The following is a 25,681-nucleotide window of genomic DNA, read 5'->3' on the forward strand; positions in this document are numbered from 1 at the left end:
TCGGCGGACCTGTGGCCGGCGCACCGGCGGCGGCCACCGGACGGTCAGGGGCGCCCCGCGCGGCGGTCACGGCCGGCCGCCCCGAGGTGCTCGACGAGGACGAACGTGACGCTGATCAGCAGGGACCAGGCGCCGAACTTGGTCAGCGGCACTGGTTGCCAGCCGCCGAGCTGCTGCGGGTAGCTCCAGGCGCCGGCGTAGGTGGCGGCGTTCTCGGCGACCCACAGGAAGAAGCCGATCAGGACGAAGGAGAGGGCGAGCGGCATGCGGTAGCGGTGTGCGCCCACGCTGAAGCCGACCCAGGTGCCGGCGGTCGCGGCGGTCATCGCCACCGCGAGCGGCCAGCGCAGGTCGGGTATCCAGTGGTGGGTGAAGAAGTTGAGGTAGACGGCGGCGGCGACCAGGGTCGTGGCGGCGGCGCGGTAGCGGGTGTAGCGCAGCCGCATCAGCCGCCGGGCCCGGCAGACGTAGCTGGCGACGGCCGCGTACATGAAGCCCCCGTACAGCGGCACCCCGGCGATCTTGGTGAGGGCGTCCTCCGGGTAACTCCACGAACCCAGATGCACCTTGACCAGCTCGAACAGCAGCCCCAGCACATGGCACACGGCGATCACGGCGGTGTCCCGGCGGGTCTCCCAGCCGACCCGGCGGGCGACGAGGGTGAGCAGCACGCCGTAGACGAGGACCAGGTCGTAGCGGGCGACGGGCAGTGGGGGCAGCAGCCGGGAGGCCCCGATCCCGGCCAGCAGCGCCCCGGCGAAGGCGCAGGCGCGGGCCTGGACCACGCCGAACCGCACCAGCTGGGCGAACCCGTGCCGGAATCCCCTCGCGATCGGTCTGTCCTCGTGGCGCATGCCCCTCCTTCGCATTCCTTCGCGCGGCAGCGCGGACCCCGCGGGCGGGGCTGTATTTGAACACGTTCAATCAGGAGGTGTGGTTCCCGCGTGGCCCCGCGAACCCGGCAGGGGCCGGGAGGAAGACCCTGGTGCCCGGCTTCCGGCGCTCAGCCGAAAGCGACCGGACCGTTCGGTGTGAGCACGGTGAAGGAGAGCGCGGCCGGACCCCTCGTGAGCGTCAGCGAGGTGCCCAGGGCCGAGAGGGGGCCGCGCACCGCCTGCGGGTCGGGGGCCGAGGCCGACACCGCCAGCAGCGGGGTGACCGGCAGGCCCGAGGCGGCCGGGTGCGGGGAGTCGCCCCAGTCGATGAGGAACGGCAGCAGGTCCGGCGCCTGCCCGGGACCGGCGTCGGTCAGCCGCCACCGCAGCAGGGTGCCGTCCGGGGTGCGGCGGCTCATCGGCCGTACCGGACCCGGGTCATGGCCCCGCGCCCGCGCAGCGGCGACCGCCGCGTCCAGGTCCGGCGGGCTGATCGCCCAGGCCGGCACGACGGGCCCGGCCAGCCGGTCGACGCCGAACGGTCGCGGCCCTGCGGGCTCCGGCTGCTCCGGGTCCGGCCCGAGGATCTCCAGATAGCTCCGGCCGCCCAGCCCCACCAGGTGATTGCGCGTCCCCAGCCCGACATGCACCCCGCCGGGCACCGGCACGACCCCGGTCCGCCGCGCGAACTCGGCGACCGTCGCGCCCAAGTCGGGCGTGGCAAGGACGAGATGGTCCAGCAGCGGCGGAATCGCGTTCATCGCGCGAGAGGTTACGGGACCAGGTCCGTCCCCGGGAACACCCGTGCGGCACGATGGGCGCATGATCCGTACCGCACGCGCCCTGCCGCTGCTGCTGCTCCTGCCCGCACTGCTCACGGCGTGCGGCACCGAGAAGGCGGACCCCGGCGCCACCCGGGAGCCCACGCCGACCACCACCCAGGGGCGGGCCGAACTCGACGAACGGCTACGCGCGCTGGGGATGGCGCCGGAGCTCGTCTACGTCACCGACGTACCGGGCTTCACGCTCGCCCAGCAGTCGGTCGGGGTGAACGGGGACGACGGATTCTCCGCCTCGTACTGGGCGAAGGACGGCGCCGTACTCCACCTCTACACGGAGCGGGGCAGCGCCGCCGACTGTCCCGAGGGCTACGTCTGCCGGGCACCGGAGAAGGGCCAGGTGGTGCGGATCGGCGGCGAGAAGGTCGCGCCCGCAGTGCTCCGCCGAGCCGCCGACGCCGTCCACCGCCCTGCTCCCGAGGAGCTCGCCGGCCTCCTGCCGCCGCCCCGCACGGCGACGGCCCCGGTGGAGCGCGGCGACCTCCCCTCGTACGGCGACGGAGCGCCCGACAACCATGTGGGCGAGGGCGGTTGACGGCTGGTCCACCGGCGGCCGGACTCGGGTGCCGGAACGAGGCGCGCCCTCCTAGGGTCGTCTGGCATGCCTCCTCGTCTCCTCCTCCACACCCGTACCGCCGACTACCGGCACGGCTCCATCCCGGACGCCGTCGCCGCCGTCCGGGCCCTCGGCCGGTTCGCCGTCGAGCACACCGAGGACCCCGCGGACCTCGAAGGGCCGCTGGACGGGTTCGCGGCTGTGGTCTTCCTGTCCACCAGCGGTGAGGTGCTCACCCCGGCCGGGCGTGAACGGCTGGAGGGCCGCGTCCGCTCGGGCGGCGGCTTCGCCGGGGTGCACGCGGCGGCCTGCACCGAGTACGGGTGGCCGTACCACGGCGAACTCCTCGGCGCCCGCTTCACGCGGCACCCCGCCCTCCAGCCCGGCCGCGCCCTCGCCACGGACCCCGGCCATCCCGCCACCCGGCGGCTGCCGGCCGTGTGGGACTTCACCGACGAGTGGTACGACTTCGACCACCCTCCGGCCGGACGGGCCCGGATCCTGCTGTGCGCCGACGAGACGTCGTACGACGGCGGCGGGATGGGCGCGGACCATCCGCTGGCCTGGTGCCGTGAACAGGGCCCCGCGGGCGGACGCGTGTTCTACACGACGCTCGGCCACGCCGCCGGCGCCTACCGAGCCCCGGTCTTCCTGGCCCACCTGAACGGGGGCCTCACCTGGGCGGCTCGGCTCGCCGAGTGACGTTTCTGCGGTGAACCGGTTGCGCCATCGGGGTGAGTAAAGCTGGCGTAGAGGGAAGGTCACGTGACTATCTAGAGATGCTCTTGTCTTGGCAAAGGGCGTCGAGACGCGGCGGCCCACCCCCATTCCGCCCCGCGTCACCCACCCACAGGAGGAGCCGGACCTTGACTTACGGGAAGAAGCTGCGCGAGCGCATCGCCGAGCCCGGGACCACTCCGCTGATCGGCGTGTACGACATGTACTCGGCGTCGATCGCGGCCCAGCACTACGACGGGATGTTCGTATCGGGCTTCGGCTTCGCGGCCTCGTACTACGGGCTGCCGGACATCGGATTCATCGCCTGGCCCGACATGGTGGCCTTCGTCCAGCGGCTGCGGGGCGCGTTCCCGCACCACCACCTGCTGGTCGACATCGACGACGGGTACGTCGACCCCGAGGTCGCCTGTCACGTCGTCGAGGGACTGGAGCGCATCGGCGCCTCCGGGGTGATCCTGGAGGACCAGAAGCGGCCCCGCCGCTGCGGCCACGCCGACGGCAAGCAGGTGCTGCCCCTGGAGGAGTACCTGGAGAAGCTGCACAAGGTCCTGCAGACCCGCAAGGACCTGGTCGTCGTCGCCCGTACCGACGCCACCGACGAGCACGACATCCTGCACCGCGCCGAACGGCTGGCGGCCACCGACGCCGACGTGGTGCTGGTCGACGGCGTGCGCAGCGTCGAGTGGATCAAACGGATCCGGGAGGTCGTCGGCGACAAGCCGCTGCTGTTCAACCAGATCGCCGGCGGCAAGTCGCCCCGCCTGTCCCTCGGCGAGCTGTCCGGCCTCGGCGTGGACGTCGCCATCTACAGCACCCCGTGCCTGTTCGCCGCGCACGAGGCGATGGACTCCGCCCTCGCCGGCCTCAAGGCGGCCGACGGCCGGCTGCCGGAGGTGGATCCGGCGAGCGGGGTCGGTGTGCAGGCCTCCACCAGCCTGCTGGAGCGCAACATCGCCCCCGAGCGGCTCCTGCCCGAGGGCGTGGCAGTGTGACCGGTGCCGTACCGCGGTTCGGTGCGGCCACGGCGGTCGCCGCCGCGCTCCTGGCGGCCGGTGCCGTGCCCGCCCTCGCGTCCGAGAGCCTGATCACCGTGATCGACAACTCCCACGCCGACTCCTGGCTCGAAGTCGACCGCGCGGCCAACGTGCAGACCGGCAGCGGCACCGCCGGCAGTGACCACGACGGCAGCGCCGTGGACGTGGTGGAGGCTCTCGTCGGCGCCGGCCGGGGCGAAAAGGACTGAGGGGACGAGGGCCCGGGACGAAGGAAGCAGGAAGACGGCCGGACACCCCGTGCGGGAGGTGCCCGGCCGTCGCCGTGTCACCGGACCGTCCGGGGACTCAGTCCTCCGCGAGGTCGGGGCGGCCCTGCTCGTCGAACTCGGCGTCCTCCTCCGGGCCGTGCTCCGGAGGCGGTGCCGTGCTCGCCCGCTCCACCAGCCGTGTCGACAGCTCCGTCCGCGTCCCGTCGGGGCGTTCGCAGTGCATCTCGTCGAAACCCACCACGCTCACCTCGTCCGGCAACCCGCACCCCCCGCTCCGCGTACACGCCGTGCGCCATCCGGTCCGCGCACACGAACACCGCGGTCGGCGGCTCGGGCAGGTCCAGCAGTTCGTGCGTGCGCAGCCGGGCGGTGGTCTCGTCACCGCCCGCGTGCCGCACGTACTCGGCGCGCTGCCGCACGCCCGCCGAGGCGAGCGCCGGGCGGTAGCCGAGGCGCGGGAGCCGCGTAGGCCCGTGGCCGGTGAGGCCGGCGGGGAATGCGGTCGATCCGGAACCCGCCGAACTCCGGGGCGCAGGAGGCGCCGAGGAGGTACCGCACGCCCTCCGGTGCCCGGGTCGGGTGGGCGTGGCCGGCTTGGGGTATCGGCCGGGAGGGGCCGAGCCGGGACGTCATCGACGGCTGTGCGGTCGGCTCGTACGGGCCGACCGGCCGCCGTGCGCAGCGCCACCCGGCGCGGGGGACGGGGTCCCCGCGGGGATCAGGCCACCCGGGTCAGATCCGCGTGCCGCACCTGGTGCCGTAGGGTCAGGCCCGCGGTCAGCCGCTCCAGTTCCTCCACGACGATCGCGCCGAGCCGTGCCAGTTCGTTGCCGAGCGAGCCCGCGATGTGCGGGGTGAGGAAGACGTTGGGCAGCCGGTACAGCGGGGAATCGGCGGGCGGCGGTTCGGGCTCGGTGACATCGAGGACCGCGCGCAGGCGTCCCGAGACCAGCTCCCGCGTCAGCGCCTCGTGGTCGACCAGCGCACCGCGCGCGGTATTGATCAGCACGCCCCCGTCCCGGACCAGGGCGAGCCGGGCCCGGTCGAGCATGTGGCGGGTCTCGGGGATGTCGGGGGCGTGCAGACTGACGATGTCGCTGCGCCGCAGCAGCTCCTCCAGCGGCACCAGTTCCGCCCCCAGCGCGTCTGCCTCGGCGGGGCTCACGTAGGGGTCGTGCAGCAGGACCGTGAAGTCGAACGGCCGCAGCAGCTCCATGAGCCGGCGGCCCACGCGGGAGGCGCCGACGACCCCGACGCGGCGGCCGAGGTTGCCGGTGGCCGCGGTTTCGGCGGGGGTCGGACGGGTGCGGGTGCGGCGGTAGCGCTCGCGGTGCTCGAAGGCGTCCTTGCCGACGAGCAGGATCATCGCCAGCGTGTACTCCGCCACGGGCAGGGCGTTGGCGGTGACCGCGCTGGAGACGGCGACGCCGTTGGCCCACAGCTCCTCGCCGACCAGGGAGCGGACCGAGCCGGCGGCGTGCAGGACGGCACGCAGCTTCGGGGTCGCGGCCAGGACACCGTCGTCCAGGTGCGGGCAGCCCCAGCCGGTGATCAGCACCTCGGCCGGCGCCAGGGCACCGGCCGCCGCCGGATCGGTGAAGTCCCGGACGACGAACGCCGGGTCGATGTCCGCCGTCCGCCTCAGCCGGTCCATGAGCGGCGGTGGGAAGAGCAGCGGGAGGTGTACCGGGTCCATCGCGAACACGGCCCGCGGCGGCTGGGCGCTGGGCATGGCTCTCCTGGCGGACGGGGGCGTGGAGACGCTTGCGGAAAGCGCCTTCTACCGTAGATCCGCCGGGATCGACGGGTCAATCGACAGGGCCGGGTGTCGGATGGCGGTGAGCCGGTGACCGGCTTGCTCTGCGGTCGAGCGGTGGGCCGCGCCCGGCTCGGTGCACGGAAAACGGTTACCGGATTTGGCGCGCCGCACCGTCGTTCCAGGGCATCCCTGGAGGGGGCGCGGTCCCGGCTCTTGGCGCGCTGGGCGGCGGCATGGCGGCCGGTTGCCGAACTCGTCCGCAGTGCGTCACTCGTCACCGACCTTGCGCGCGTCTCGTCATCTCACCGAAGGGAGTGGGTAGTTCGTGCCCCCGGTGGCCGGTGGCCGGTGGCCGGTGGCCGGTGGCCGGTGGCCGGTGGCCGGTGGCCGGTGGCCGGTGGCCGGTGGCCGGTGGCCCGTGCTGTCGCTTTCGTCGCCTCGCCCGTCGACGTGCGGCGTCGCGGCAGAACCGGCATCCCGGCCGGCGGTTCGCCGACTCCGCCGAACCCATCCGCGCCTGCGCCGGGTTCGGCCTGGTCAGGTACCGGCAGGTGACGGCCGACGCCCCTACCCGCTGCCGGTTCGGCCCGGTCAGGTCGCAGCAGACGACGGCCGACGCCCCGTACCCCCACACCAACCAGTCCCTCACCGGCCACAACGACGCCTGCATCGCCCCCGTCGGGCCGACTGGAACCTGTGCGACCCGGCCTCGGTCACGCCATCGGCGTCGGAACCGCACCCAGCAGTCCCCAACCGGTCATCTCCTCCGCCTCTCGCGGCCGGGACCCGCCCGGCGTGGGCGACCGTTCGGCTCCGGCACCCTCCTGTACGCCGAACAGCCCAGCCCCGGGCTCGTGCACCGGAATACAACCGGACAATGTGATGCTCTGATGTGAACGGTGCACGAGCGCGGCGAAGGGCTGGCGGGCGATGACGGCAGACCAGACGGGACCCGTGGTCATCACACCCCACGGAGCCGTACGCGGCCGGTACGAGCACGGCATCGCGGTGTTCCGCGGCATCCCGTACGCCGCCCCGCCCTTCGGCCCCCGGCGGTTCCGCCCGCCGCAACCGCCCGAGCCCTGGGACGGCGTGCGCGACGCCGGCGCCTTCGGTCCCACCGCGCCCAAACCCCCGTACTCCGAGGCGTTCGCCCGGTATCTCTCCGACCCGGTCATCCCCGGCGACGACTGCCTCAACCTCAACGTATGGACCCCCGAACCGGGACCCGGCGCCCGGCTCCCGGTCCTCGTCTGGCTGCACGGTGGTGCCCTGACCAGGGGCTCCTCCGCCGTGCCGGTGTACGACGGCCGCACCTTCGCCCGCGACGGCGTCGTCTGCGTCTCGGTCAACTACCGACTGGGCGTCGAGGGCTACGGACTGTTCCCGGACGCACCTCCCAACCCCGGCCTGCGCGACCAGCTCGCCGCCCTGCGCTGGGTGCACGAAACGATCGGCGCCTTCGGTGGCGACCCCGACCAGGTCACCCTGTGCGGCCAGTCGGCCGGCGCCATCAGCACCGGCGCCCTGCTCGCCGCCCCCGCGACCCGCGGGCTGATCCGGCGGGCGGTCCTGCAGAGCGGACCCCCGGAAGCCTCCGACCGGGACAAGGTACGGCGCATGGTGCGCCGCATGGCCTCCCGGCTGAAGATCCCCGCCACCGCCGAGGCCTTCGCCGCCGTCGACCGCGACCTGCTGCTGCGCACCCAGGCCGAGGTCGGCCGGCTCAGCAGCCCGGTCCTGGGCGGACCCGCGTTCGGCGTCGTCGTGGACGGCGATCTCGTACCCCGCGACCCCCTCCTAGCCCTGCTCGACGGCGACGCCGCCCAGGGCGTCCAACTGCTCATGGGCTGGACCCGCGACGAGTACCGGCTCTGGTTCGTGCCCGGCGGACTGCTGGAACACATCGACCGGCTCGGCCCCGTCGCCCTCGCCGCGGCCATGGCTCGCTGCCACGCCGGCCACGAGGTGCCCCGGGCCTACCGCGCCCTCCACCCCGATGCCGGCGTCGCCGAGATCGTCGGCCAGATGGTCACCGACCACCTGCTGCGCGCCCCGCTGCACCGCCTCGCCGACGCCCGGCCCGGTACCTCCTACCTCTACGAGTTCGCCTGGCCGTCCCGCCTCCCCGGCCTGGGCGCCTGCCACGCGCTGGAACTCGGATTCGTCTTCGACACCGGCGAGGTGCCCGAGTCGAGGAAGCTGGCCGGTGAGGGTGCCCCGCAGGAGCTGTGCGACGCGATGCACTCGGCCTGGGTGCGGTTCGCCACGACCGGGGATCCCGGGTGGCAGGCCTGGGACGCGTCCCATCCCGTGCGGATCTTCGGCGACGGTGGACCGTACACGGCACACGGTCCGCGGGATGCGGAAATCGCCGTATGGTCGACCGCCCGGACCGTCACGGAGCCCGGCCCCGCTTCGAGGATCCGGGCCCCCGGGGCCGAGTGGGCGGGGGCGGTCCGGCGCCTGCGACGGTCGGCGGGAGCCCGACGGCGGTGACGGGCCTACCGTCGCCTGACCGCTGACCGCTGACCGCTGACCGCTGACCGCTGACCGCTGACCGCTGACCGCTGACCGCTGACCGCTGACCGCTGACCGCTGACCGCTGACCGCTGACCGCTGACCGCCGGCCGGTAACTGCTGACCGCTGACTGCTAGCCACTGACCGATGATCGAAAGCTGCCGGCTGCCGGCTGTCCGGTTCCTGCCCTGACCGCGGAGAGTCCCGGTGACCCGATGCGACAGGTCCCGACCCCGTCTCCGCCGCCTCCCACGAGACGGCACCGCCCCGGACGTGGAAGCGACCGGCTCGGCTCGTCCTATGCCGCGAGCGCTCGGACGATCCCCGCGATCGCCGTCGGCCCCACCCGGCAGCACCCGCCGACCAACCGGGCCCCCGCGTCCCGCCACGCCTTGACCTGCTCGGCACTGAACGTGGTGCGGCCGGCCCAGGCGCGGGCCTCCGCGTCCCACGCCTCGCCGCTGTTGGGGTAGACCACGACCGGCTTGCCGGTCACCCGGGCCGCGATCGCGACGGCGTCCGCCACGTCGTCGGGGGCACAGCAGTTCACGCCGACCGCGATCACCTCGTCCACGTCGGCGGCCGGCGCGAAGGCCTCTTCCAGCGGCTGCCCCGCCCGCGTGTGCCGTCCGTCGACCGTGTAGGAAAGCCAGGCGGGCACCCCGAGTCCGCGTACCGCCCGCAAGAGGGCCGCCGCCTCGTCCGCGTCCGGCACCGTCTCCAGCGCCAGGACGTCCGGCGCGGCCTCGGCCAGCACCTCCAGGCGCGGCCGGTGGAACCGCTCCAGCTCCTCGACGCTCAGCCCGTACCGGCCCCGGTACTCGGAACCGTCCGCGAGCATCGCCCCATAAGGGCCGACCGAGGCCGCCACCCACAACGGGCGGTCGATGCCCTCCTCGTGGGCCTGCCGGGCGGCCTGCCGGGCCAGCTCCACACTCAGCCCGAGCAGCCGGGCCGCCTCCGCACGGCTGATCCCGCGCTTCGCGAATCCCTCGAAGGTCGCCTGGTAGCCGGCGGTGATCGCGACGTCCGCGCCCGCCCTGAAGTAGGCGAGGTGCGCCTCGGTGACCGCCTCGGGCCGCTCGACGAGCAGCCGTGCCGACCACAGCTCGTCGCTCAGGTCGTGTCCGGCCGACTCCAGCTGGTTGGACATGCCGCCGTCGAGCACGACCGTTCCGGCGGCGAGGGCTGAGGCGAGACTGGGGGAGGTGTCGCTGGTCATGCCCCGACGCTAATCCAAGCGCGGGACACGCGAACCCGGGTGCTCGGCTTCATCCCGGAAGAGGAAGCGCTTTCCCCTCCTCCAGCCCCTGCATCTCGTGCCGGAGGGAACGGTACGGATGGGATGAATCCCCGGGGCGCCCCGACCGGAACCGGGGCGCCCCGGGTCCCGCGAGGAAGGACAGCCACCGTCGTGATCGAACTGCCCGCCGACGACCGCGCGTCGAGCCCCTACACGGGCTACACCCGCGCCCACTGGGAGGCCGCCGCCGACGCCCTGCTCGCCGCCGTCGTGCCGTACGCCACCCCCGACCGCGCCCTCTACCACCTGCCCGGCGACCACGTGAGCCACTCCGGCCGCCTCTCCGACGGGCTCGAAGGGTACGCCCGCACCCTGCTGCTGGCCGCGTTCCGCCACGACGAGACGGCCCTCGGCCGGTACGCCGAGGGCCTCGCGGCCGGTCCCGGCGGGGTCTGGCCGCGGATCACCGACCGCGGCCAGCCGCTGGTCGAGGCCGCCTCGATCGCGCTCGCCCTGCGGCTGACCCGGCCGCTGCTGTGGGACCGCCTGGACGACGCGGTGCGCCAGCGCACCGCCGCCTGGCTGGCGGACGCGCTCACCGCCGACCCCTGGCCGTGCAACTGGGAACTGTTCCCGGTCACCGTGGGCGGCTTCCTCGCGGAGATCGGCCACCAGGAGGAGACGGCGCGCAAGGCGATCGACCGCGGGCTGGAGCGGGTCGAGGCCTGGTACGTCGGCGACGGCTGGTACACGGACGGCGACGGCCGGAAGTTCGACTACTACAACGGCTGGGCCATGCACCTCTACACGGTCCTCCACGCATGGCTGGCGGGCGACGGTGAACTGCTGTCCGTCCACGGTCGACGGTTGTCCCGCCACCTCGCCGACCACGCCCGCCTCTTCGGCGCCGACGGCGCCCCCCTGCGCCAAGGCCGTTCCCTCACCTACCGCTTCGCCACGACGGCCCCGCTCTGGCTCGGCGCCGTCACCGGACACACCCCCCTGCCCCCGGGCGAGACCCGCCGCCTGGCCTCCGGCGCGCTGCGGTACTTCCTCGACGGCGGCGCGGTCGACGAGCGGGGCCTGCTGCCGCTCGGCTGGCTCGGCCCCGACGCGTCCCTGGTGCAGACGTACTCCGGCCCCGCCTCCCCGTACTGGGCGAGCAAGGGCTTCCTCGGTCTGCTGCTGCCGCCCGGGCACGAGGTGTGGACGGCGCGGGAGGCGCCCGCCCCGGCCGACCGCGCGGACGAGGCGCACCCCCTGCCCGCCCCCAACTGGCTGATCCAGACGACCCGTTCCGACGGCCTGGTCCGGCTGCACAACCACGGCAGCGAGGACGTCCGCTACGACCCCCACTACACCCGGCTCGCCTACTCGACCGCCACCGCGCCCGTGCCGTCGTACGACAACAGCGTGATCGTCGGCGGTGACGCCAGCCGTACGCAGATCGAGCCGCTCGGCACGGGCGAGGGGTGGGTCGCCTCCCGGCACACCGTGCGCGCCGGGGTCACCGTCACCAGCCTGGTGGTGGTCCGGGGCGCGGTGGAGGTGCGGGCCCATCTGGTGGCGGGCGCGGTGCCCGGGACCGAGGTGCGGGTGACGGGCTGGCCGGCCGGCGACGGCGTCCGGGCCGAACTCGTGCCCGTCGCCGGCCTGTCGGCGGAGCTGACCGGGGTGACGGGGGACGGTGCGGGCACCCTCTTCGTGGTGCTCGCCCGGCTCACCGGGGAGCCGGACCCGCGGCCCCTGGGCGAGCTGGTGTCCGTGGCGGTGCGCGCGGACGACGGCGCGGAGCCGGGCCACGAGGTGCGGGTGAGCCGGCCCGGGGGCACGACCGCCGCCTTCCGGTTCACCGCGCCGGACGGGCGCTCCGCGGGAGCCGCGTGGTCGGTCGCACCCCGGTGAGAGGGGAGCGACGTTTCGGCGGGTGCCGAAACGTCCCCGGCCTAGCGTGACCGTATGACCGCAGAGCCTGCCCCCGCCTCCTCCTTCGCCGGCCTCCACCACCGTCCGGGCGAGCCGCTGCTGCTGCCCAACGCCTGGGACCGCGCCTCGGCCGCCGCCCTCGCCGCCCGGGGCTTCCGGGCGATCGCCACGACGAGCCTGGCGGTCGCGGCGGCCGTAGGCCTGCCCGACGGGGAGGCGGCGACCCGCGAGCACACCGTCCGACTCGCCCTCACCCTCGGCTCCGAGCCCCACCTCCTCACCGTCGACGCCGAGGACGGCTTCAGCGACGACCCGGACGACGTCGCCGAGCTGGCCGGGGAGTTGTGGGCCGCCGGCGCCGTCGGCATCAACCTGGAGGACGGTCGGGGCGCGGCCGGCCGGCACGCGGCGAAGATCGCCGCGGTGAAGGCGGCCGTTCCGGGGCTGTTCGTCAACGCCCGTACGGACACGTACTGGTCGGGCGACGGCGACGCGAAGGAGACCCTGCGCCGGCTCGACGCCTACCAGGAAGCGGGCGCCGACGGCGTGTTCGTACCGGGCCTGACCGACCCCGGGCGCATCGCCGCCCTCGTCCGGCACACCGCCGTACCCCTCAACGTGCTGTACACGCCCACCGGCCCCACGGTCGACCACCTCGCCGGCCTCGGCGTACACCGGATCAGCGTCGGTTCGCTGCTGTACCGGCGGGCGCTCGGCGCGGCCCTGGACGCCATGGCGGACATCGCGGCCGGACGCACCCCGGGCGGCACGACCCCGTCCTACGCCGACGTCCGCGCGCTGGAACGCAACGTCTCGGCGAGTGCGTCGGCGAATTCCACGGGATGATCCAGTGTGCCGAGATGCCCGCCCGGGAACTCGGCGAAGGCGCACCCGAGCCGCCCGGCGAGGAACACGCCCGTACGGTGCAGGAGTTGACCGCGCGAGCCGGTGCCGACGGCGATCGTGAGCCGGCCCGGCGGCGGGGCCGGCGCGGGCAGGTACGCGCTGAACGGGCGCAGCACCCGGGCCAGGAACACACCCGTCGGGGTCGCCGACTCGCCCTCGGCGGGCGGCCGTCCGGGCCCGTCCAGCTGCTCGATCAGCTCCGCCCGCCGCTCCGCCCCGTCCGGCAGGACCGTCACGCACGGTGGCTCGTGCGCGACCACGTGCGCCAGCCTGCCGGGGTACCGGGCCAGCAGGTCCATGGCCGCGATGGCACCCGAACTGGTGCCGCACACGTACGCCGGCTCGCCCGCCGGCAACACCTCTTCCAGCACCCGCCGCGCGCCCTCGCTCCAGTCCGCGACCCACTGCTCGGCGACCGGCCGGCCGAGCCGGCCGTGCGCCAGGCCCAGCGGGTCGTACGTCACCACGGTGAAGCGGGCGGCCAGCCGCTCGGTGAGCGGCCCGAGGCCCATCGGATGCCCGGCCCCGCCGGGCACCAGCAGCAGTACCGGACCGCGGCCCGTGACGTCGTGGTACGGCGTGTCAGTCATCGCTCTCCGTCTCCCGGGGCCAGTGTTCGAGGGCAAGGTGCAGGGCGTCGACCGCCTTGTCCCAGGAGGCCGTCACGTCCCGGTCCGCGCCGAAGCCGCCCGCGCCCTCCAGGACGCAGTAGCCGTGGAAGGTGCTGCGCAGCAGGCGTACCGCGTCCGTCAGATCCGGTTCCTCCAGGCCGTACGCGCGCAGCATGCCGTAGGTGATCTGCGCGGTGCGGCGCAGCGCGGGGGAGTCGGCGATCAGGGCCTGGTCGATGCGGATCTGGGTGGCCGCGTACCGGCCCGGGTGCCGCAGGGCGTAGTCGCGGTAGGCGCCGGCGAACGCCGTCAGCGCCTCCTTGCCGGCCCGGCCGGCCACGGCTGCCGCGATCCGGTCGATCAGCTCGCCGCCCGCGTACAGCGCGAGCCGGGTGCGCAGGTCCTGGAGACTGCGGACGTGCGAGTACAGGCTCGCGTCCCTGACGCCGAAGCGGCGGGCCAGAGCGGAGATGCTGACCTGGTCGAACCCGACCTCGTCGGCCAGCTCCGCGGCGGCCGCCACCACTCGCTCCGCGCTGAGTCCCGCCCGGGCCACGGGCCCACCTCCCTTGGATGTCTAGGGCGCATCCTAGAGCACCTAGGAAAGTGGGCGCGAGCATCAGCCGATCGGCGCGTACAGCACCCCGAGCTTGTCGATCTCGGTGCCCGAGCGGCCGGTGAAGCCGACGATCTGCCAGCCGGCGGGCGCGGTGAGCGTGGTGCCGTCGCCGGTCGCCGTGCCCGCCGCGAGCGTGCGGCCCCGGTCGGTGGTGAACGCGGCCGAGGAGATCCGGGTACGGCCGTCCTTCCGGCCCGCGGTGAGCTTCACCGAGGTCAGGTGTTCCCCGGCGGCCAGGCTGAGGGAGACGGCCGTACCGCCCGTGCCGCCGTGGCCGAGGACCGTACCGCCGTCGTGGGCGAGGGACACGGCGTCCAGGCGGGCGCCGCCGCGCAGGGTGAGGGTGCGCGGGGCGGGCGCGGCCGGCAGGTCGTCGGCGTCGTTGAAGGCCGTGCCGTGCGGGCCGCCGAAGAAGTCGCTCGCCCGGAGCTTCGGGTTGGGCGTGTAGGAGAAGTCGACGGTGTGCGGGAAGTGGTCGGAGAGGTTGCCGCCGGCCGCGTCCAGGAATCTCGCCCACTCGTCGTGGTAGCGGGTCGCGGTCAGGGAGACGAGGTCGCTGCCGCGGTAGAGGACCTTGTCGACCACCTCGCAGTCGTCGGGCGGCGCGGACGCCGGGCACAGCAGCGGATCGGCGCCCTGCGCGGGGGCCGTGCCGCCCTTGACCAGCCGCACCCAGGCGTCGGTCAGTCCGTTGCCGTCGACGAGGGTGCGGATGTTGTCGCCGGCGCGGGTGTACCGGGTGTTGGTGTCACCCGTCACGATCACCGCGTTGCCCGCCGAGTTGGCCTGGACGAACGCCGACAGCTGGGCGATGTTGGCGCGGCGCGCGGCCAGGGCGTCGGCGGTGTCGTCGGCGTTGGGGTGCAGGTTGTACAGGTCGACGTAGACGCCTTCGGCGAGCCGCACCCGGGCCAGGGTGAAGCCCTTGGGAGTGAGGCAGTCGGTGCCGGTGCAGTCCTTCCACCTCACCCGCTCGAAGTCCTCGAAGGGATGGTTCGACAGGGTGTTGAGGCCGTCGCCGATGCCCGCGCCGCCGCTGGTCGCGGTGCGGTGCGGGTGGTTGTCGCCGGCGTAGAGCGCCGCGTGATAGTTGAAGTCCTCCTGGACGTTGACGATGGCGTAGTCCGCCAGTCTCGGTGAGATCAGGGGTGTGTTGGTGGCCGGATGGCTGGAGCTGAGGCCCTCCGGCAGTCCGGCCACGTTGTACGTCAAGACACTGAAGCTCCCTGAGTCGGCGGCATGCGCGGTACCGGCGGAGGCGGTGAGCCCCGACACGGTCAGCAGGCCGGCGGCGAGGGCGCCGAGGAGTCGTCCCATGGGTCGCATGCTGAACATGTTCACGTCAAAGCGCGGCGGTTGAGAAGGTGGTGGCGGAAAACGCTTGCACGAACACGGGGATCCCGGGCCCGGGACGACCGCGGCCGGCCCGGAGGAAGAGCCGGCCGCGGTGGCCGTCGGGGCTGTGCGGTCGGCCGGTCGGCCGGTCAGCCGGTGGCGGTGGTACCGGTGGCAGCGGACGGGGAGAAGACGAACGAGAACTCCGCGGGCTCCGCCCGCAGGTGGTACCGGGGCAGCGGCGCCGGGCCGCAGGACTGGGAACCGATGCCGTGCTGGCCGTGGTCCAGGTTGACCCAGACCGTGTCGCCGGGCACCAGGTCGCTGCGGTGCGCGGCGGCGTCCAGTTGCTCGGTGGTCCAGCGGCGGGCGGTGAGGTGGAACGCCGGGTCGCCCTCGATGCGCAGGCCGCCCAGCTCCGCCCAGCGCACGTCGATGCGGGCGCCGTTCTCCTGGGGGCGGACGTACGGCGTCTGCAGGTCGTCCACGGTCGACTGCCAGCGGCCGACCGCGGACGCCGCCCTGGTGTCCGGATACGCCTCGCCCGGGCCACCGCCGTACCACTGCACCAGGTCGGCTGCGGACAGCCCGAAGCGGATGCCGAGGCGGGGGAGCGGTACCGACCAGTCGCCGTCCGGGACGGTGGACACGGTCAGCCGGACGCGGTCCGCGTCCGACGTCCAGCGGTACACCGTCGACAGCCCCAGCTCCCGGGCGGCCGGCGCCACCCGCGTGCGGACCGTCAGCGCGTCCTCACCCACCTCGACGGCGTCCAGGCGGTGCCGCATCCGGTGCAGGCCGAGCTTGCGCCACAGCAGCCCGTAGCGCAGGTCGCTCTGCCAGGCGGCGCCGTCGTCGTTGTCGGTGGTCGCCCGCCACACGTCAAGACGCAGACCGGTGACCGCTGCCTCGCCGATCCTCCGCAGCGCCCCGGTGCGGGCGTCGAACACGGCCGGGCCGAGGGTGATCACCCCGTCGCCGGGTGCCGGCCGGGCGGTCGCGGCGACGTACGGCACCCGGCGCGCCGACACCGGGATCTGGCCCCAGGCGACGACATGGTCCCGCGGCGCCCACGAGGTGCCGGAGGCGAGGACCGCCCGGATGGTCCAGTGCGCCTCGCCGGCCGGTGCTCCGGCCGGTGCGGCGGGCAGCTCGACCTCGGCGGACTCGCCGGGCGCCAGCGCGGGCACCGGCAGGGTGCCGCGGTCCACGGTCTCGCCCTCGACCTCGTACGACCACGGGAAGGCGAGCGCCGACAGGTCCGCGAAGTCGTACCGGTTGGTGATCCGGACCGTGCCGGCCGGACCGTCGGCCGTGACGGTGACCGGCTCGATCACCTTCTTGTACTCCACCAGACCGGGGGAGGGCCGCCGGTCCGGGAACAGCAGGCCGTCGCAGACGAAGTTGCCGTCGTGCAGTTCCTCGCCGAAGTCGCCGCCGTAGGCGTACCCCAGTTCCGGGTGGGCGATGCCGTGGTCGATCCACTCCCAGACGAAGCCGCCCTGGAGCCGGTCGTGCGCCTCGAACAGCCGCTGGTAGTCGGCGAGTCCGCCGGGGCCGTTGCCCATGGCGTGCGCGTACTCGCAGAGGATGAACGGCAGTTCGCGGCGCCGGTGCGGACCGCCGTCCAGGCCCCGGCCGATCCGCTCGACCTCGGCGTGGCGGGCGTACATGCGTGAATAGACGTCGGTGTCACGGCAGTTGGGATCGCCCTCGTAGTGGACGAGGCGGGAGCCGTCCCGTCCGTGGATCCATTCGGCCATCGCGGTCAGGCCCCGGCCGGTGCCCGCCTCGTTGCCGAGCGACCAGATGACGACCGACGGGTGGTTCTTGTCCCGCTCGACCATGCGGGCCGCCCGGTCTAGCAGGGCCGGGGTCCAGCGGTCGTCGTCGACGGGGTTGTCCCGCCAGCCCTGCTCGGTGAAGCCGTGCGTCTCCAGGTCGCACTCGTCGATCACCCACAGGCCGTACTCGTCGCACAGGTCGAGGAAGGCCGGGTGCGGCGGGTAGTGGGAGGTGCGGACGGCGTTGATGTTGTGCCGCTTCATCAGCAGCACGTCCTCGCGCATCGTCGCGAGGTCCAGGGCGCGGCCCCGCCGCGGGTGCCACTCGTGCCGGTTGACGCCCTTGAAGAGCAGCGGCCGGCCGTTCACCTTGATCAGGCCGTCGGACAGCTCCACCGTGCGGAAGCCGATGCGCAGCGGCACCCGCTCGCCCCCGGTGGCCAGCACGCCGTCGTACAGCCGCGGTGTCTCCGCCGTCCACGGCTCGACCGGGACGGTCACCGGCTCACCGGTGGCGACGTCGACACCGAGCTCCGGGACCGTGACCCGGCCCGCCACGTCGGAGTCGACGCGGAGGGTGCCGGTGCCGGACAGGTGGTCGTACGAGGCGTGCACGAAGAAGTCCCGGACGCTGCCCGCGGGGCGGTGCAGCAGGGTGACGTCCCGGAAGATGCCCGGCAGCCACCACTGGTCCTGGTCCTCCAGGTAGGAGCCCGCCGACCACTGGTGGACGCGGACCGCCAGTACGTTGCCCACGGTCTTCAGCAGATGGCCGACCGTGAACTCGTGCGGCAGCCGCGAGCCCTTGAACTCGCCGAGTTCGGTGCCGTTCAGCCAGATCCGGGCGCAGGACTCCACCCCGTCGAAGCGCAGCACCGCAGCGCCGTCTTCCGGCCAGTCCGCGGGCAGGTCGAAGACACGCAGGTGGTCGCCGGTCGGGTTCTCGGTCGGCACCCGGGGCGGGTCGACCGGGAACGGGTAGAGGTGGTTGGTGTAGACGGGCGAGCCGTGGCCCTGGAGCACCCAGTGGCCGGGGACCGTGACCTGCGCCCAGTCACCGGCGTCGTACCCCCGCGCCGCGAAGGAGTCGTCCTCGGCGTCGGCCGTGTCCGACAGCCGGAAGCGCCAGTTGCCGTTGAGGGAGAGGGACCTGGCGTCGGAGGACGCGTACCAGGCGCGGGGCGGCAGCGCCCCGGAGCCGGGCGAGACGTCCTCGACGTAGGCGGTGGTCGTGCGCAAAGACATCGGTCTCCTAGCTCAGCCCTTGATGCCGGTCTGCGCGATCCCCTGGACCAGCCGGCGCCGGAGGAAGAGGAACACGAACAGCAGGGGCAGGATCGAGATGGCGGTCGCCACGAAGAGCAGGTGGTGGTTGACGGCCTGGTTGGTCATGTACGACGACGGCGCGACCTGGACGGTCCAGGCGCTGCACCAGCTGCTTGCCCGAACGGGAGCCGCCGCCCCGGCCGTTGTTGCCGCCGCACGCGGCGAGTGAGCCGGCGGCGGCCCGGTGGGTCGAACGGCGGTCCCAGGTGCTGCTCTGTGCCGACATGCTGACGTCCTTGTCTGCTCGTATGCGACTGCGTCTCCCACGCCCGGCGGCCGGATGACCCGCGAGTGCGCGTGGTGCGGGGCGCCAGCCTTCGGCTAAACCTTCGGCAATGGATTGCACGAAGGGCGAGAACCTTCGGGTCGAAGTTCTTCAGGTCGTTGACCCACCCGGCGGCGTGATGAGCAGGGCCGCGGTGACCGTCAGCGCGGCCGAGGCGGCGAGCAGGAACGATCTCTTGGTGCGGGGATGAGCGGCGCGGGGGTGAGACACGTGCATCCCTTCCGTCGTCATGAAGGCGGTGCGGTACGGCTCCTTGCTGTGCTGGTGCGTTTCGCGGCCCTCTGCCCGACGGACTGCAACGCCCCTTCCAGCGCGAACGTGGCCGCGCCGAGGCACACCGGGTCGGTGGGGATCGGGGAGAGAACGATCTCGGTGGCGGCCAGCGGCCGGCGCAGGGCATGCCGCGCGACCGCCTGACGGACCTCGCCGAGCAGCGGCTCGCCCAGCCGGGCGGCCACCCAGCTGCTGAGCACGACCACTTCGGGGTTGAGGAGATTGATCAGGTCGGCGATGCCGGCGCCGAGGTAACGGGCCGTGTCCCGGACGATCTTGAGCGCGACCGGGTCCTCGGCGGCGACCGCACGGGCCAGCGCGTCGACGGTGGCGGTCTGGTCCTCGGGGTGCAACAGGGTGGAGCACGGGTCGAGTTCGCGCAGGTTCTGCATGATGCCGGGCGCGCCGACGTACGTCTCCACGCACCCGTGGTTGCCGCAGTGGCACAGCCGGCCGTCCAGCACCAGCGTGGTGTGCCCCCACTCGCCGGCGCTGTTGCTCACGCCCCGGTGCAGACCCCCGCCGAGGGCCAGACCGGCGCCGACCCCGGTGCCGAGGTTCACGACCACGGCGTCCCCACGGCCCCGCGCCGCCCCGAACCACAGCTCGGCCACCGTGCAGGCGCGCAACGGATTGTCCAGGTACAGCGGGTAGGCGATGTGCTCGGCGAGCAGGTCGAGCAGCGGTACGCCGTGCCAGTCCCAGTTGGGCGCATACTCGGCGACCCCGGTGTCCCGGTCCACCTGCCCCGGCACGCTCACCCCGACGCCGAGCACGCGGGCCGCCTCGACGCCGGCCTGGGCGACCACCGAGCCGACCGCGGTGGCGACCTGCCCGACCACCTGCTCGGGCCGGCTCTCGCCGGGCCGCATCTCCTCGTCGGCCCGGGCAACCACGTTCAGCGCCAGGTCGAACAGCTCGACGTGGACGTACGTCTCCGCGATGTCCACGCCGATCAGCGCGCCCCCGGAGGCGTTGACCGCGACCAGACCCCGTGGGCGGCCGCCGGCCGAGTCCTCGAACCCGACCTCGGTGATCATGCGGAGGTCCAGCAGCTCGCCGACGAGCGTGGCCACCGTGGCCAGGCTCAGCCCGGTGGCCGTGGCCAGCTCCTGCCGGGAGGTGGGAGACTCGGCGATGATCTGGCGCAGCACCTCGTAGCGGTTCGCGGTGCGGATGTCACGTGATGTGCGCTTCATGCGGCTGCCCCTCCCATCCCGTCCTGACCAAGACCAGGCCGGGGCGGGTTCGGCACCGGCGAGGTCAGGCTATGGGCTGGAAGGACGTTTCGACAAGGGGTTAGGAAAAGGGCTGGAGGAACGGCGCCGCCGGGTGCGGCCGTCAGCCGTCGAGCAGGTCCCGCACGAAGGCGTTGCCGAACGTGCCCCCGGGGTCCAGCGAGCGGACCAGGGCCCGGAAGTCGGCGAGGCGCCCATAGCGTCCACGGAGTACCGCCGACGGCACAGCGAAAACCTTCCCCCAGTGCGGGCGCGGATCGAACGGCTCCAGCGCCTCCTCCAGCCGGCGCACCACCGGCAGTACCGCCGCCTCGTCCCGGATCCAGGTGAAGTGCAGCGCGACCGAGTCCCGGCCGTGGGCCGGGCTGAGCCACTGCTGGTCGGCGGCGACCGTACGCACTTCGCAGATCTGCAGTACACCGGCGACCGCGTGCCGCATGCCGTCGATCGCATGCAGCGCATCGACCGCCGCCGACCGCGGCAGCAGATACTCGGACTGGATCTCCTCCCCGCTGCTCGGCGTGAACTCCGCCCGGAAGTGCGGCAGTCGCTCGTGCCACGGTCCCGGCACGCCCAGCTGCCCGGTGCAGTTCTCCGCGGGCATGCCCGGCACCGGGTGCAGCGGCCCGGCCGCGGGCGCCGCCCAGGGGAAGTCCACCGCCGGCCGGTCCGTGCGGCGCTTGACCCACACCTGCCGGAAGCCCGGCTCCCGCCAGTCGGTGAACAGGCTCACGCTGTACCCCGCGGCCGCCACCGCCGCGAAGTCCAGGTCCCGCAAGGGGAGTTCCTTGTAGACCCGCTGCTCCACCTCGTACGCCGGTTCCAGGCCGAGGGTGAGCGCGGTGACGACGCCCAGCGCGCCGAGGGAGGTCACGGCGCCGTCGAACCGCGGGTCGTCCCGGCCGATCGTCACCGTCGTGCCGTCCGCGACGATCAGCTCCACCTCACGGACCGCCGACGCCAGCGGGCCGTTGTCCACGCCCGAACCGTGCGTGCCCGTCGCGACCGAACCGGCCACCGAGATGTGCGGCAGGGACGCCATGTTGGGCAGGCCCAGGCCGTGCGCGTGGACCGTGCGCGCCAGTTCGGCGTAGCGGACCCCGCCGGACACCCGGACCGTACGCGCCGCCGTGTCGACGTCGGTCACCTGCGGCAGCCCGGCGGTGGACAGCAGGACGCCGTCCGGGCCCGGGTCGGCGATCCGGTTGAAGGAGTGCCCGCTGCCCAGCACCCGCACCCGCGCACTGCCCGCCACCAGCGCCGCGAGCGCGTCGAGCGTGCGCGGACGGTGGAACTCACGCGCGGTGTACGTGATGGTGCGCGCCCAGTTGGTGACCGTCCCTGCGGTCCCGGCGGTCCCTGTCATGCGTGCGTCCTCCCGGAGAGTGCGTCCGCGCCGACCCTCTCACCCCTCCCGGTTCGACCGGGAGTCGAGCTGCGGATTTCGTCGTTTCACGGGTGTCGATCAACGTATACAGAGTTTTCCTGGCAGTCGGACCGCGATATCGGTACCTTTTCACTCATGACTCAGGAAGCGCTCCCCGCCCGTCTGCCCGTCACCGACCGCACCCGCCACCGCCGGCTGCGCGAGCAGGGCCGTCTGGAGCGGGCCGAGCTGGAGGCGATCCTCGACGCCGGCTTCGTCTGCCATCTCGGCGTGCTGGTCGACGGGCGGCCGGTGGTCGTGCCCACGGTCTACGGGCGCGACGAGCGGTGGCTCTATCTGCACGGATCGGTGGCCAGCCGCAGCCTCGGCGGAGACACCCCCGTGTGCGTGACCGTCACCCATGTGGACGGGCTCGTGCTCGCCCGGTCCGTCTTCGAGCACGGCGTCAACTACCGCAGCGCCATGATCCACGGCGACGCGCGCAAGGTCACCGACCCCGACGAGAAGCTGGAGGGTCTGCGCCGGCTCACCGAGCACTCCGCGCCGGGTCAGTGGTCGTACGCCCGCCGCCCCACCCGCAAGGAACTGGCCGCCACCACCCTCCTCGCCCTCTCCCTGGAAGATGCCTCCGTCAAGGTCCGTACCGGTGCCCCGGACGACGGCGACGGACCCGACGCGGCCCTCGGCCTGTGGGCGGGCGTGCTGCCGCTGACCCAGGCCTGGGGGGCTCCCGCACCCGACCCGGCCCTGCCGCCCGGAATCGCCGTACCCGAGCACATCGCGCGCCGTGCGGGGACCCGGCACGGCTGAGTGGCAGGCAGGGGCATACGGTGTAAGACGTACGCCTGAGCCGGGAGGAGACAGACGAATGGGCAGTCGTACCGCGCTGGTCGAGGATCTGATGGAGCGGTTTCCGCACGTGCCGCGGGAGGCCGTCTTCAAGGAGGACCTGCTCCGGGGCGGTGTCGCCTTCGACCGATCCGCCCTCAGCGACAACGAGGACGGCGACGTCAAACCGAAGTCGTACTTCATCTTCTCCTTCGACCACGGCACCCTGCCCGAGCTGGGCGAGGCCGCGCTGCGCCGGCCCCCGGAGGAGATCATCCTGACGGGCGGCCCCTACGACCTCAGGCGTACGGTCGTCTCCGTACGGGTGAACCCGGCCTCGCCGTACCGGGTCGCCGCCGACGAGGAGGGGCTGCTCGGGCTGTACCTCGACGGGCGGCGCATCGCCGACGTCGGGGTGCCGCCGATGCCGGAGTACTACCGGCACACCCTCTCCAACGGCAAGTCCGTGATGGAGGTGGCCCCGACCATCCAGTGGGGCTACCTGATCTACCTCACCGTCTTCCGGGTCTGCCAGTACTTCGGCGCCAAGGAGGAGTGCCAGTACTGCGACATCAACCACAACTGGCGCCAGCACAAGGCGGCCGGACGCCCCTACACCGGGGTGAAGGACGTCGAGGAGGTGCTGGAGGCCCTCGAGATCATCGACCGGTACGACACCGCCAAGGCCTCCACCGCCTACACCCTCACCGGCGGCGCCATCACCAAGACCGTGGCCGGGCGCGACGAGGCCGACTTCTACGGCCACTACGCCAAGGCCATCGAGGAGCGCTTCCCGGGCCGCTGGATCGGCAAGGTCGTGGCGCAGGCGCTGCCCAAGGCGGACGTGCAGCGGTTCAAGGACTACGGCGTGCAGATCTACCACCCCAACTTCGAGGTGTGGGACCGCCGGCTGTTCGAGCTGTACTGCCCTGGCAAGGAGCGGTACGTCGGCCGGGACGAGTGGCACCGCCGGATCCTGGACTCCGCCGAGGTGTTCGGCGCGCGCAATGTGATCCCGAACTTCGTGGCGGGCGTGGAGATGGCCGAGCCGTTCGGCTTCACCACCGTCGACGAGGCCATCGCCTCCACCACCGAGGGCCTGCGCTTCTTCATGTCGCACGGCATCACGCCCCGGTTCACCACGTGGTGCCCGGAGCCCACCACCCCGCTCGGCAAGGCCAACCCGCAGGGCGCCCCGCTGGAGTACCACATCCGGCTGCTGCAGGCCTACCGGCAGACGATGGACGACTTCGGCCTGTCCTCCCCGCCCGGCTACGGCCCGCCCGGACCCGGTCGCGCGGTGTTCTCCGTCAGCTCCTTCATGGACAGCCTGCCCGCGGACGGGCCGACGGCGACCGAGGGGGAGACGGAGGCACCGGTCCGGGTGTGACGGCGGTGCCGGTCCGGGTGTGACGGCGGTGCCGGCCCGGGTGTGACGGCGGCCGGGGGCCGGACCCCGGCGCCGTTGAGCACAACCGCGTCCGCGTCCGTATCAGGGGCTGGAGTCGGGGCTTCCGTGCGACGCGCGTCCGTGCCGCCACCGTCGGTAGCCGGATGTGAACAGGCCGCTTGTCAGTTCTGTCGAGGACGTGAAAGGCTCTGTGCCCTGCCGCGAGGTTCCCCGCAACTCCCTTTTTCCTTCGGTGAGTTGCCCTCGCTCGTGGATGCAGGAGTCCCATGCCCGACCTGCCGACCCCCCAGGACGACACCGAGGCCGCGCTGTTCTCGGAGTGCTGGGACGCGGTGCTCTCGTACGCGGACCTGTGCACCTCCGGGTCCCTGACGGCCCATCAACTGGCGACCGAGGCGTTCACGCTCGGCATGCGCGAGGTCCGCGCCGCCGCGAGCACCCATGTGCGCGGCGCGGGCCGCCGTACCGCACGGCTGCCGACGATCCCGGCGCTGCTCACCGCCGTACGCACCACCGCCGCCGCCTGGGAGGCCGACGGCCAGGGCCACCGGCTCGACCCGGATCTGCGGTTGTGGCTCAACTCCGAGGGCGCCGCCCGGTTCTCGGGGCCGCCGCTGCAGCGCCCGGTCGCGCTGCGCGGCCTCAGGGACATGCAGGAGGCGGACGCCACACTGCTCTGGCTGGCCGAGGTGGAGGCGCTCCCGCTGCCCACCGTGGCCCGCCGGCTCGGCCTGGAACCGGCCACCGTCGCCGACGAACTCGACCAGGTCCGCACCCTGTTCCGGGACCGCTGCCACCGCGCCCACCTCGACTCCCCGATGGACGCGCAGTGCCGCAGCTACGCGCGGCTGCTGGACGCGGTCACCCGCTCGCCCACCGCTCAGACCCCCGGCGACCTCTCCCGGCACCTGGCCACCTGTGTGCAGTGCGCCGAGGCCGCCGCCTGTCTGCGGCTGCACGGCGGCGGACTGCCTGCAGCGCTGGCCGGCGGAGTGATCGGCTGGGGCGGCCTCGCCTACCTGGAGCGGCGCCGCCGCGCCACCGAGGTCCGGCTCGGCGCGGGCCGCCCGGGCGCCGCCGATCCCGGCGACCCCGAGGAGGGCACCGGCCGCAGCCGCGTCCTGCGCGGCGGGCTGCTCGCCACCGCGGTGCTGCTCTCGGCGCTGGCGCTCGGGGTGTCGATGATGCCCTTCGGCGGCTCCGGCGACGGCACCGCCGTCGCCCAGGACGACCGGCAGCCGGTCGCCGACCCGGGCGTCTCCCGCATCGTGCCCCGCCCCACCGCCACGGGCTCGCCTTCCGCCCCGTCCTCCGCGCCCCGCACCGAGGGCACGCCCGGCCGGGAGAAGCCCGACCCCGAACCCCTGGGCACCTCCTCCGTCGACCCCGAACCCCACGGCACCTCCTCCGTCACCCATCCCGCAGGCAACCCGAGCGCCTCCGCCACCACCCGGTCGGCCGGCTGCCGGGTCGCCTACGAACTGGACAGCCAGTGGTCCGACGGCTTCCAGGCGACCGTCACCGTCACCACCGACCAGGCCCTGAACGGCTGGCAGGTGTCCTGGAGCTTCCGCGACGGGCAGCAGATCGGCCAGATGTGGGACGCCACCGTCCACCAGAACGGCTCCCGCGTCACCGCCACCGCCACCGACTACAACAAGACGGTCGCCGCCCACGGCACCCTGTCCTTCGGCTTCCTCGGCACCTGGACGGACGCGAACCGGACCCCGCACGCCTTCGCGCTCAACGGCGCTTCCTGCACGCTGGGCTGAGACCGGAACGGAGACCCGGCCGGGCCGTGCGGAAAATGCTTTGACCCACCGGCCCGCCCCCGGGCTACAGTTGCCGCACACGCCGAGGTGGTGTGCGCAGGCGCGAGCGAGGACGAGGAGGTGTCGACCGATGGCTGTCACTGTGCTGGGCGCTGCCCTCATCCAGGAACTCCTCAAGTCCACC

Annotated in this window: 20 protein-coding genes and 2 pseudogenes; 10 read left to right on the forward strand and 12 right to left on the reverse strand. The window is 73.5% G+C overall.

Annotation, left to right across the window (positions count from 1 at the left end; genetic code table 11):
• Nucleotides 1-44: 44 nt before the first annotated feature.
• Nucleotides 45-854, reverse strand: a complete 810-nt coding sequence (locus S1361_RS30695) for a DUF817 domain-containing protein (RefSeq protein WP_208035141.1) — start codon at nucleotides 852-854, stop codon at nucleotides 45-47.
• A 149-nt stretch (nucleotides 855-1,003) separates the two neighbouring features.
• Entirely contained in the window at nucleotides 1,004-1,636 is a 633-nt protein-coding gene (locus S1361_RS30700) for a VOC family protein (protein WP_208035142.1), read from the reverse strand.
• Between the two features lie 61 nt (nucleotides 1,637-1,697).
• Between S1361_RS30700 and S1361_RS30705 the strand changes: the two genes are divergently transcribed.
• The 4 genes from S1361_RS30705 (at nucleotide 1,698) to S1361_RS30720 (ending at nucleotide 4,251) form a co-directional block, all read left to right on the forward strand.
• Nucleotides 1,698-2,249, forward strand: a complete 552-nt coding sequence (locus tag S1361_RS30705; RefSeq protein WP_208035143.1) for a membrane lipoprotein — start codon at nucleotides 1,698-1,700, stop codon at nucleotides 2,247-2,249.
• A gap of 66 nt (nucleotides 2,250-2,315) precedes the next feature.
• Nucleotides 2,316-2,972, forward strand: a complete 657-nt coding sequence (locus tag S1361_RS30710) for a ThuA domain-containing protein (RefSeq protein WP_208035144.1) — start codon at nucleotides 2,316-2,318, stop codon at nucleotides 2,970-2,972.
• A 164-nt stretch (nucleotides 2,973-3,136) separates the two neighbouring features.
• Nucleotides 3,137-4,000 (forward strand): isocitrate lyase/PEP mutase family protein, encoded by an 864-nt coding sequence (locus tag S1361_RS30715; protein WP_208035145.1) that lies wholly within the window; start codon nucleotides 3,137-3,139, stop codon nucleotides 3,998-4,000.
• Nucleotides 3,997-4,251, forward strand: coding sequence for a hypothetical protein (locus S1361_RS30720; RefSeq protein ID WP_208035146.1), 255 nt, complete (start codon nucleotides 3,997-3,999; stop codon nucleotides 4,249-4,251). Before S1361_RS30715 ends, S1361_RS30720 begins: the two co-directional genes overlap by 4 nt.
• 97 nt (nucleotides 4,252-4,348) lie before the next feature.
• Here the strand turns inward: S1361_RS30720 and S1361_RS30725 are convergent.
• Both S1361_RS30725 and S1361_RS30730 read right to left on the reverse strand, forming a co-directional pair.
• Nucleotides 4,349-4,721: pseudogene (locus tag S1361_RS30725) on the reverse strand (substrate-binding domain-containing protein); the annotation flags it as partial.
• 269 nt (nucleotides 4,722-4,990) lie between these two features.
• Entirely contained in the window at nucleotides 4,991-6,004 is a 1,014-nt protein-coding gene (locus S1361_RS30730) for a hydroxyacid dehydrogenase (protein ID WP_208035147.1), read from the reverse strand.
• Between the two features lie 957 nt (nucleotides 6,005-6,961).
• Here S1361_RS30730 and S1361_RS30735 point away from each other — a divergent pair.
• Complete coding sequence (locus tag S1361_RS30735) at nucleotides 6,962-8,530, forward strand: carboxylesterase/lipase family protein (protein WP_208035148.1); 1,569 nt, start codon at nucleotides 6,962-6,964, stop codon at nucleotides 8,528-8,530.
• A 320-nt stretch (nucleotides 8,531-8,850) separates the two neighbouring features.
• On the opposite strand, the gene mmuM is transcribed toward S1361_RS30735, so the two are convergent.
• Complete coding sequence (gene mmuM, locus S1361_RS30740; RefSeq protein ID WP_208035149.1) at nucleotides 8,851-9,774, reverse strand: homocysteine S-methyltransferase; 924 nt, start codon at nucleotides 9,772-9,774, stop codon at nucleotides 8,851-8,853.
• A gap of 195 nt (nucleotides 9,775-9,969) precedes the next feature.
• On the opposite strand from mmuM, the gene S1361_RS30745 reads away from it, so the two are divergent.
• Together S1361_RS30745 and S1361_RS30750 are read left to right on the forward strand one after the other, a co-directional pair.
• Complete coding sequence (locus S1361_RS30745; RefSeq protein WP_208036840.1) at nucleotides 9,970-11,700, forward strand: DUF2264 domain-containing protein; 1,731 nt, start codon at nucleotides 9,970-9,972, stop codon at nucleotides 11,698-11,700.
• Between the two features lie 54 nt (nucleotides 11,701-11,754).
• Nucleotides 11,755-12,567: an isocitrate lyase/PEP mutase family protein gene (locus S1361_RS30750; RefSeq protein ID WP_208035150.1), complete on the forward strand. Its 813-nt coding sequence runs from the start codon at nucleotides 11,755-11,757 to the stop codon at nucleotides 12,565-12,567.
• Here the strand turns inward: S1361_RS30750 and S1361_RS30755 are convergent.
• The 7 genes and pseudogenes from S1361_RS30755 to S1361_RS30785 all read right to left on the reverse strand — a co-directional run bounded on the left by S1361_RS30755 (nucleotide 12,501) and on the right by S1361_RS30785 (nucleotide 21,465).
• Nucleotides 12,501-13,217 carry an alpha/beta fold hydrolase gene (locus S1361_RS30755; protein ID WP_208035151.1) on the reverse strand — a complete coding sequence of 239 codons (717 nt, stop codon included), beginning with the start codon at nucleotides 13,215-13,217 and terminating at the stop codon, nucleotides 12,501-12,503. The genes S1361_RS30750 and S1361_RS30755 overlap by 67 nt on opposite strands.
• Nucleotides 13,210-13,794 carry a TetR-like C-terminal domain-containing protein gene (locus S1361_RS30760; protein WP_208035152.1) on the reverse strand — a complete coding sequence of 195 codons (585 nt, stop codon included), beginning with the start codon at nucleotides 13,792-13,794 and terminating at the stop codon, nucleotides 13,210-13,212. The genes S1361_RS30755 and S1361_RS30760 overlap by 8 nt, the downstream gene beginning before the upstream one ends.
• 63 nt (nucleotides 13,795-13,857) lie before the next feature.
• Nucleotides 13,858-15,174, reverse strand: a complete 1,317-nt coding sequence (locus S1361_RS30765) for a jacalin-like lectin (protein ID WP_208035153.1) — start codon at nucleotides 15,172-15,174, stop codon at nucleotides 13,858-13,860.
• A 167-nt stretch (nucleotides 15,175-15,341) separates the two neighbouring features.
• Nucleotides 15,342-18,221, reverse strand: coding sequence for a glycoside hydrolase family 2 TIM barrel-domain containing protein (locus S1361_RS30770; RefSeq protein ID WP_208035154.1), 2,880 nt, complete (start codon nucleotides 18,219-18,221; stop codon nucleotides 15,342-15,344).
• Nucleotides 18,222-18,233: 12 nt separating this feature from the next.
• Nucleotides 18,234-18,404: pseudogene (locus tag S1361_RS30775) on the reverse strand (carbohydrate ABC transporter permease); the annotation flags it as partial.
• A 411-nt stretch (nucleotides 18,405-18,815) separates the two neighbouring features.
• Nucleotides 18,816-20,060, reverse strand: a complete 1,245-nt coding sequence (locus tag S1361_RS30780; protein ID WP_208035155.1) for an ROK family transcriptional regulator — start codon at nucleotides 20,058-20,060, stop codon at nucleotides 18,816-18,818.
• Nucleotides 20,061-20,202: 142 nt separating this feature from the next.
• Entirely contained in the window at nucleotides 20,203-21,465 is a 1,263-nt protein-coding gene (locus S1361_RS30785; protein ID WP_208035156.1) for an FAD-binding protein, read from the reverse strand.
• A gap of 156 nt (nucleotides 21,466-21,621) precedes the next feature.
• Between S1361_RS30785 and S1361_RS30790 the strand changes: the two genes are divergently transcribed.
• The 3 genes from S1361_RS30790 (at nucleotide 21,622) to S1361_RS30800 (ending at nucleotide 25,497) form a co-directional block, all read left to right on the forward strand.
• A complete protein-coding gene (locus tag S1361_RS30790) occupies nucleotides 21,622-22,296 on the forward strand; it encodes a pyridoxamine 5'-phosphate oxidase family protein (protein ID WP_208035157.1) in 675 nt (224 codons plus the stop codon).
• Nucleotides 22,297-22,354: 58 nt separating this feature from the next.
• Nucleotides 22,355-23,704: a radical SAM protein gene (locus S1361_RS30795; RefSeq protein ID WP_208035158.1), complete on the forward strand. Its 1,350-nt coding sequence runs from the start codon at nucleotides 22,355-22,357 to the stop codon at nucleotides 23,702-23,704.
• Nucleotides 23,705-23,991: 287 nt separating this feature from the next.
• Entirely contained in the window at nucleotides 23,992-25,497 is a 1,506-nt protein-coding gene (locus S1361_RS30800; protein ID WP_208035159.1) for a cellulose-binding domain-containing protein, read from the forward strand.
• Nucleotides 25,498-25,681: the final 184 nt, after the last annotated feature.

It is taken from the genome of Streptomyces cyanogenus (assembly GCF_017526105.1).
Classification (GTDB): domain Bacteria; phylum Actinomycetota; class Actinomycetes; order Streptomycetales; family Streptomycetaceae; genus Streptomyces; species Streptomyces cyanogenus.

Coding starts and splice junctions, on each gene's coding strand:
- S1361_RS30695 (WP_208035141.1), bottom strand. CDS start 854: ATGCGCCACGAGGACAGACCGATCGCGAGGGGATTCCGGCACGGGTTC.
- S1361_RS30700 (WP_208035142.1), bottom strand. CDS start 1,636: ATGAACGCGATTCCGCCGCTGCTGGACCATCTCGTCCTTGCCACGCCC.
- S1361_RS30705 (WP_208035143.1), top strand. CDS start 1,698: ATGATCCGTACCGCACGCGCCCTGCCGCTGCTGCTGCTCCTGCCCGCA.
- S1361_RS30710 (WP_208035144.1), top strand. CDS start 2,316: ATGCCTCCTCGTCTCCTCCTCCACACCCGTACCGCCGACTACCGGCAC.
- S1361_RS30730 (WP_208035147.1), bottom strand. CDS start 6,004: ATGCCCAGCGCCCAGCCGCCGCGGGCCGTGTTCGCGATGGACCCGGTA.
- S1361_RS30735 (WP_208035148.1), top strand. CDS start 6,962: ATGACGGCAGACCAGACGGGACCCGTGGTCATCACACCCCACGGAGCC.
- mmuM (WP_208035149.1), bottom strand. CDS start 9,774: ATGACCAGCGACACCTCCCCCAGTCTCGCCTCAGCCCTCGCCGCCGGA.
- S1361_RS30750 (WP_208035150.1), top strand. CDS start 11,755: ATGACCGCAGAGCCTGCCCCCGCCTCCTCCTTCGCCGGCCTCCACCAC.
- S1361_RS30755 (WP_208035151.1), bottom strand. CDS start 13,217: ATGACTGACACGCCGTACCACGACGTCACGGGCCGCGGTCCGGTACTG.
- S1361_RS30765 (WP_208035153.1), bottom strand. CDS start 15,174: ATGGGACGACTCCTCGGCGCCCTCGCCGCCGGCCTGCTGACCGTGTCG.
- S1361_RS30770 (WP_208035154.1), bottom strand. CDS start 18,221: ATGTCTTTGCGCACGACCACCGCCTACGTCGAGGACGTCTCGCCCGGC.
- S1361_RS30780 (WP_208035155.1), bottom strand. CDS start 20,060: ATGAAGCGCACATCACGTGACATCCGCACCGCGAACCGCTACGAGGTG.
- S1361_RS30785 (WP_208035156.1), bottom strand. CDS start 21,465: ATGACAGGGACCGCCGGGACCGCAGGGACGGTCACCAACTGGGCGCGC.
- S1361_RS30790 (WP_208035157.1), top strand. CDS start 21,622: ATGACTCAGGAAGCGCTCCCCGCCCGTCTGCCCGTCACCGACCGCACC.
- S1361_RS30795 (WP_208035158.1), top strand. CDS start 22,355: ATGGGCAGTCGTACCGCGCTGGTCGAGGATCTGATGGAGCGGTTTCCG.
- S1361_RS30800 (WP_208035159.1), top strand. CDS start 23,992: ATGCCCGACCTGCCGACCCCCCAGGACGACACCGAGGCCGCGCTGTTC.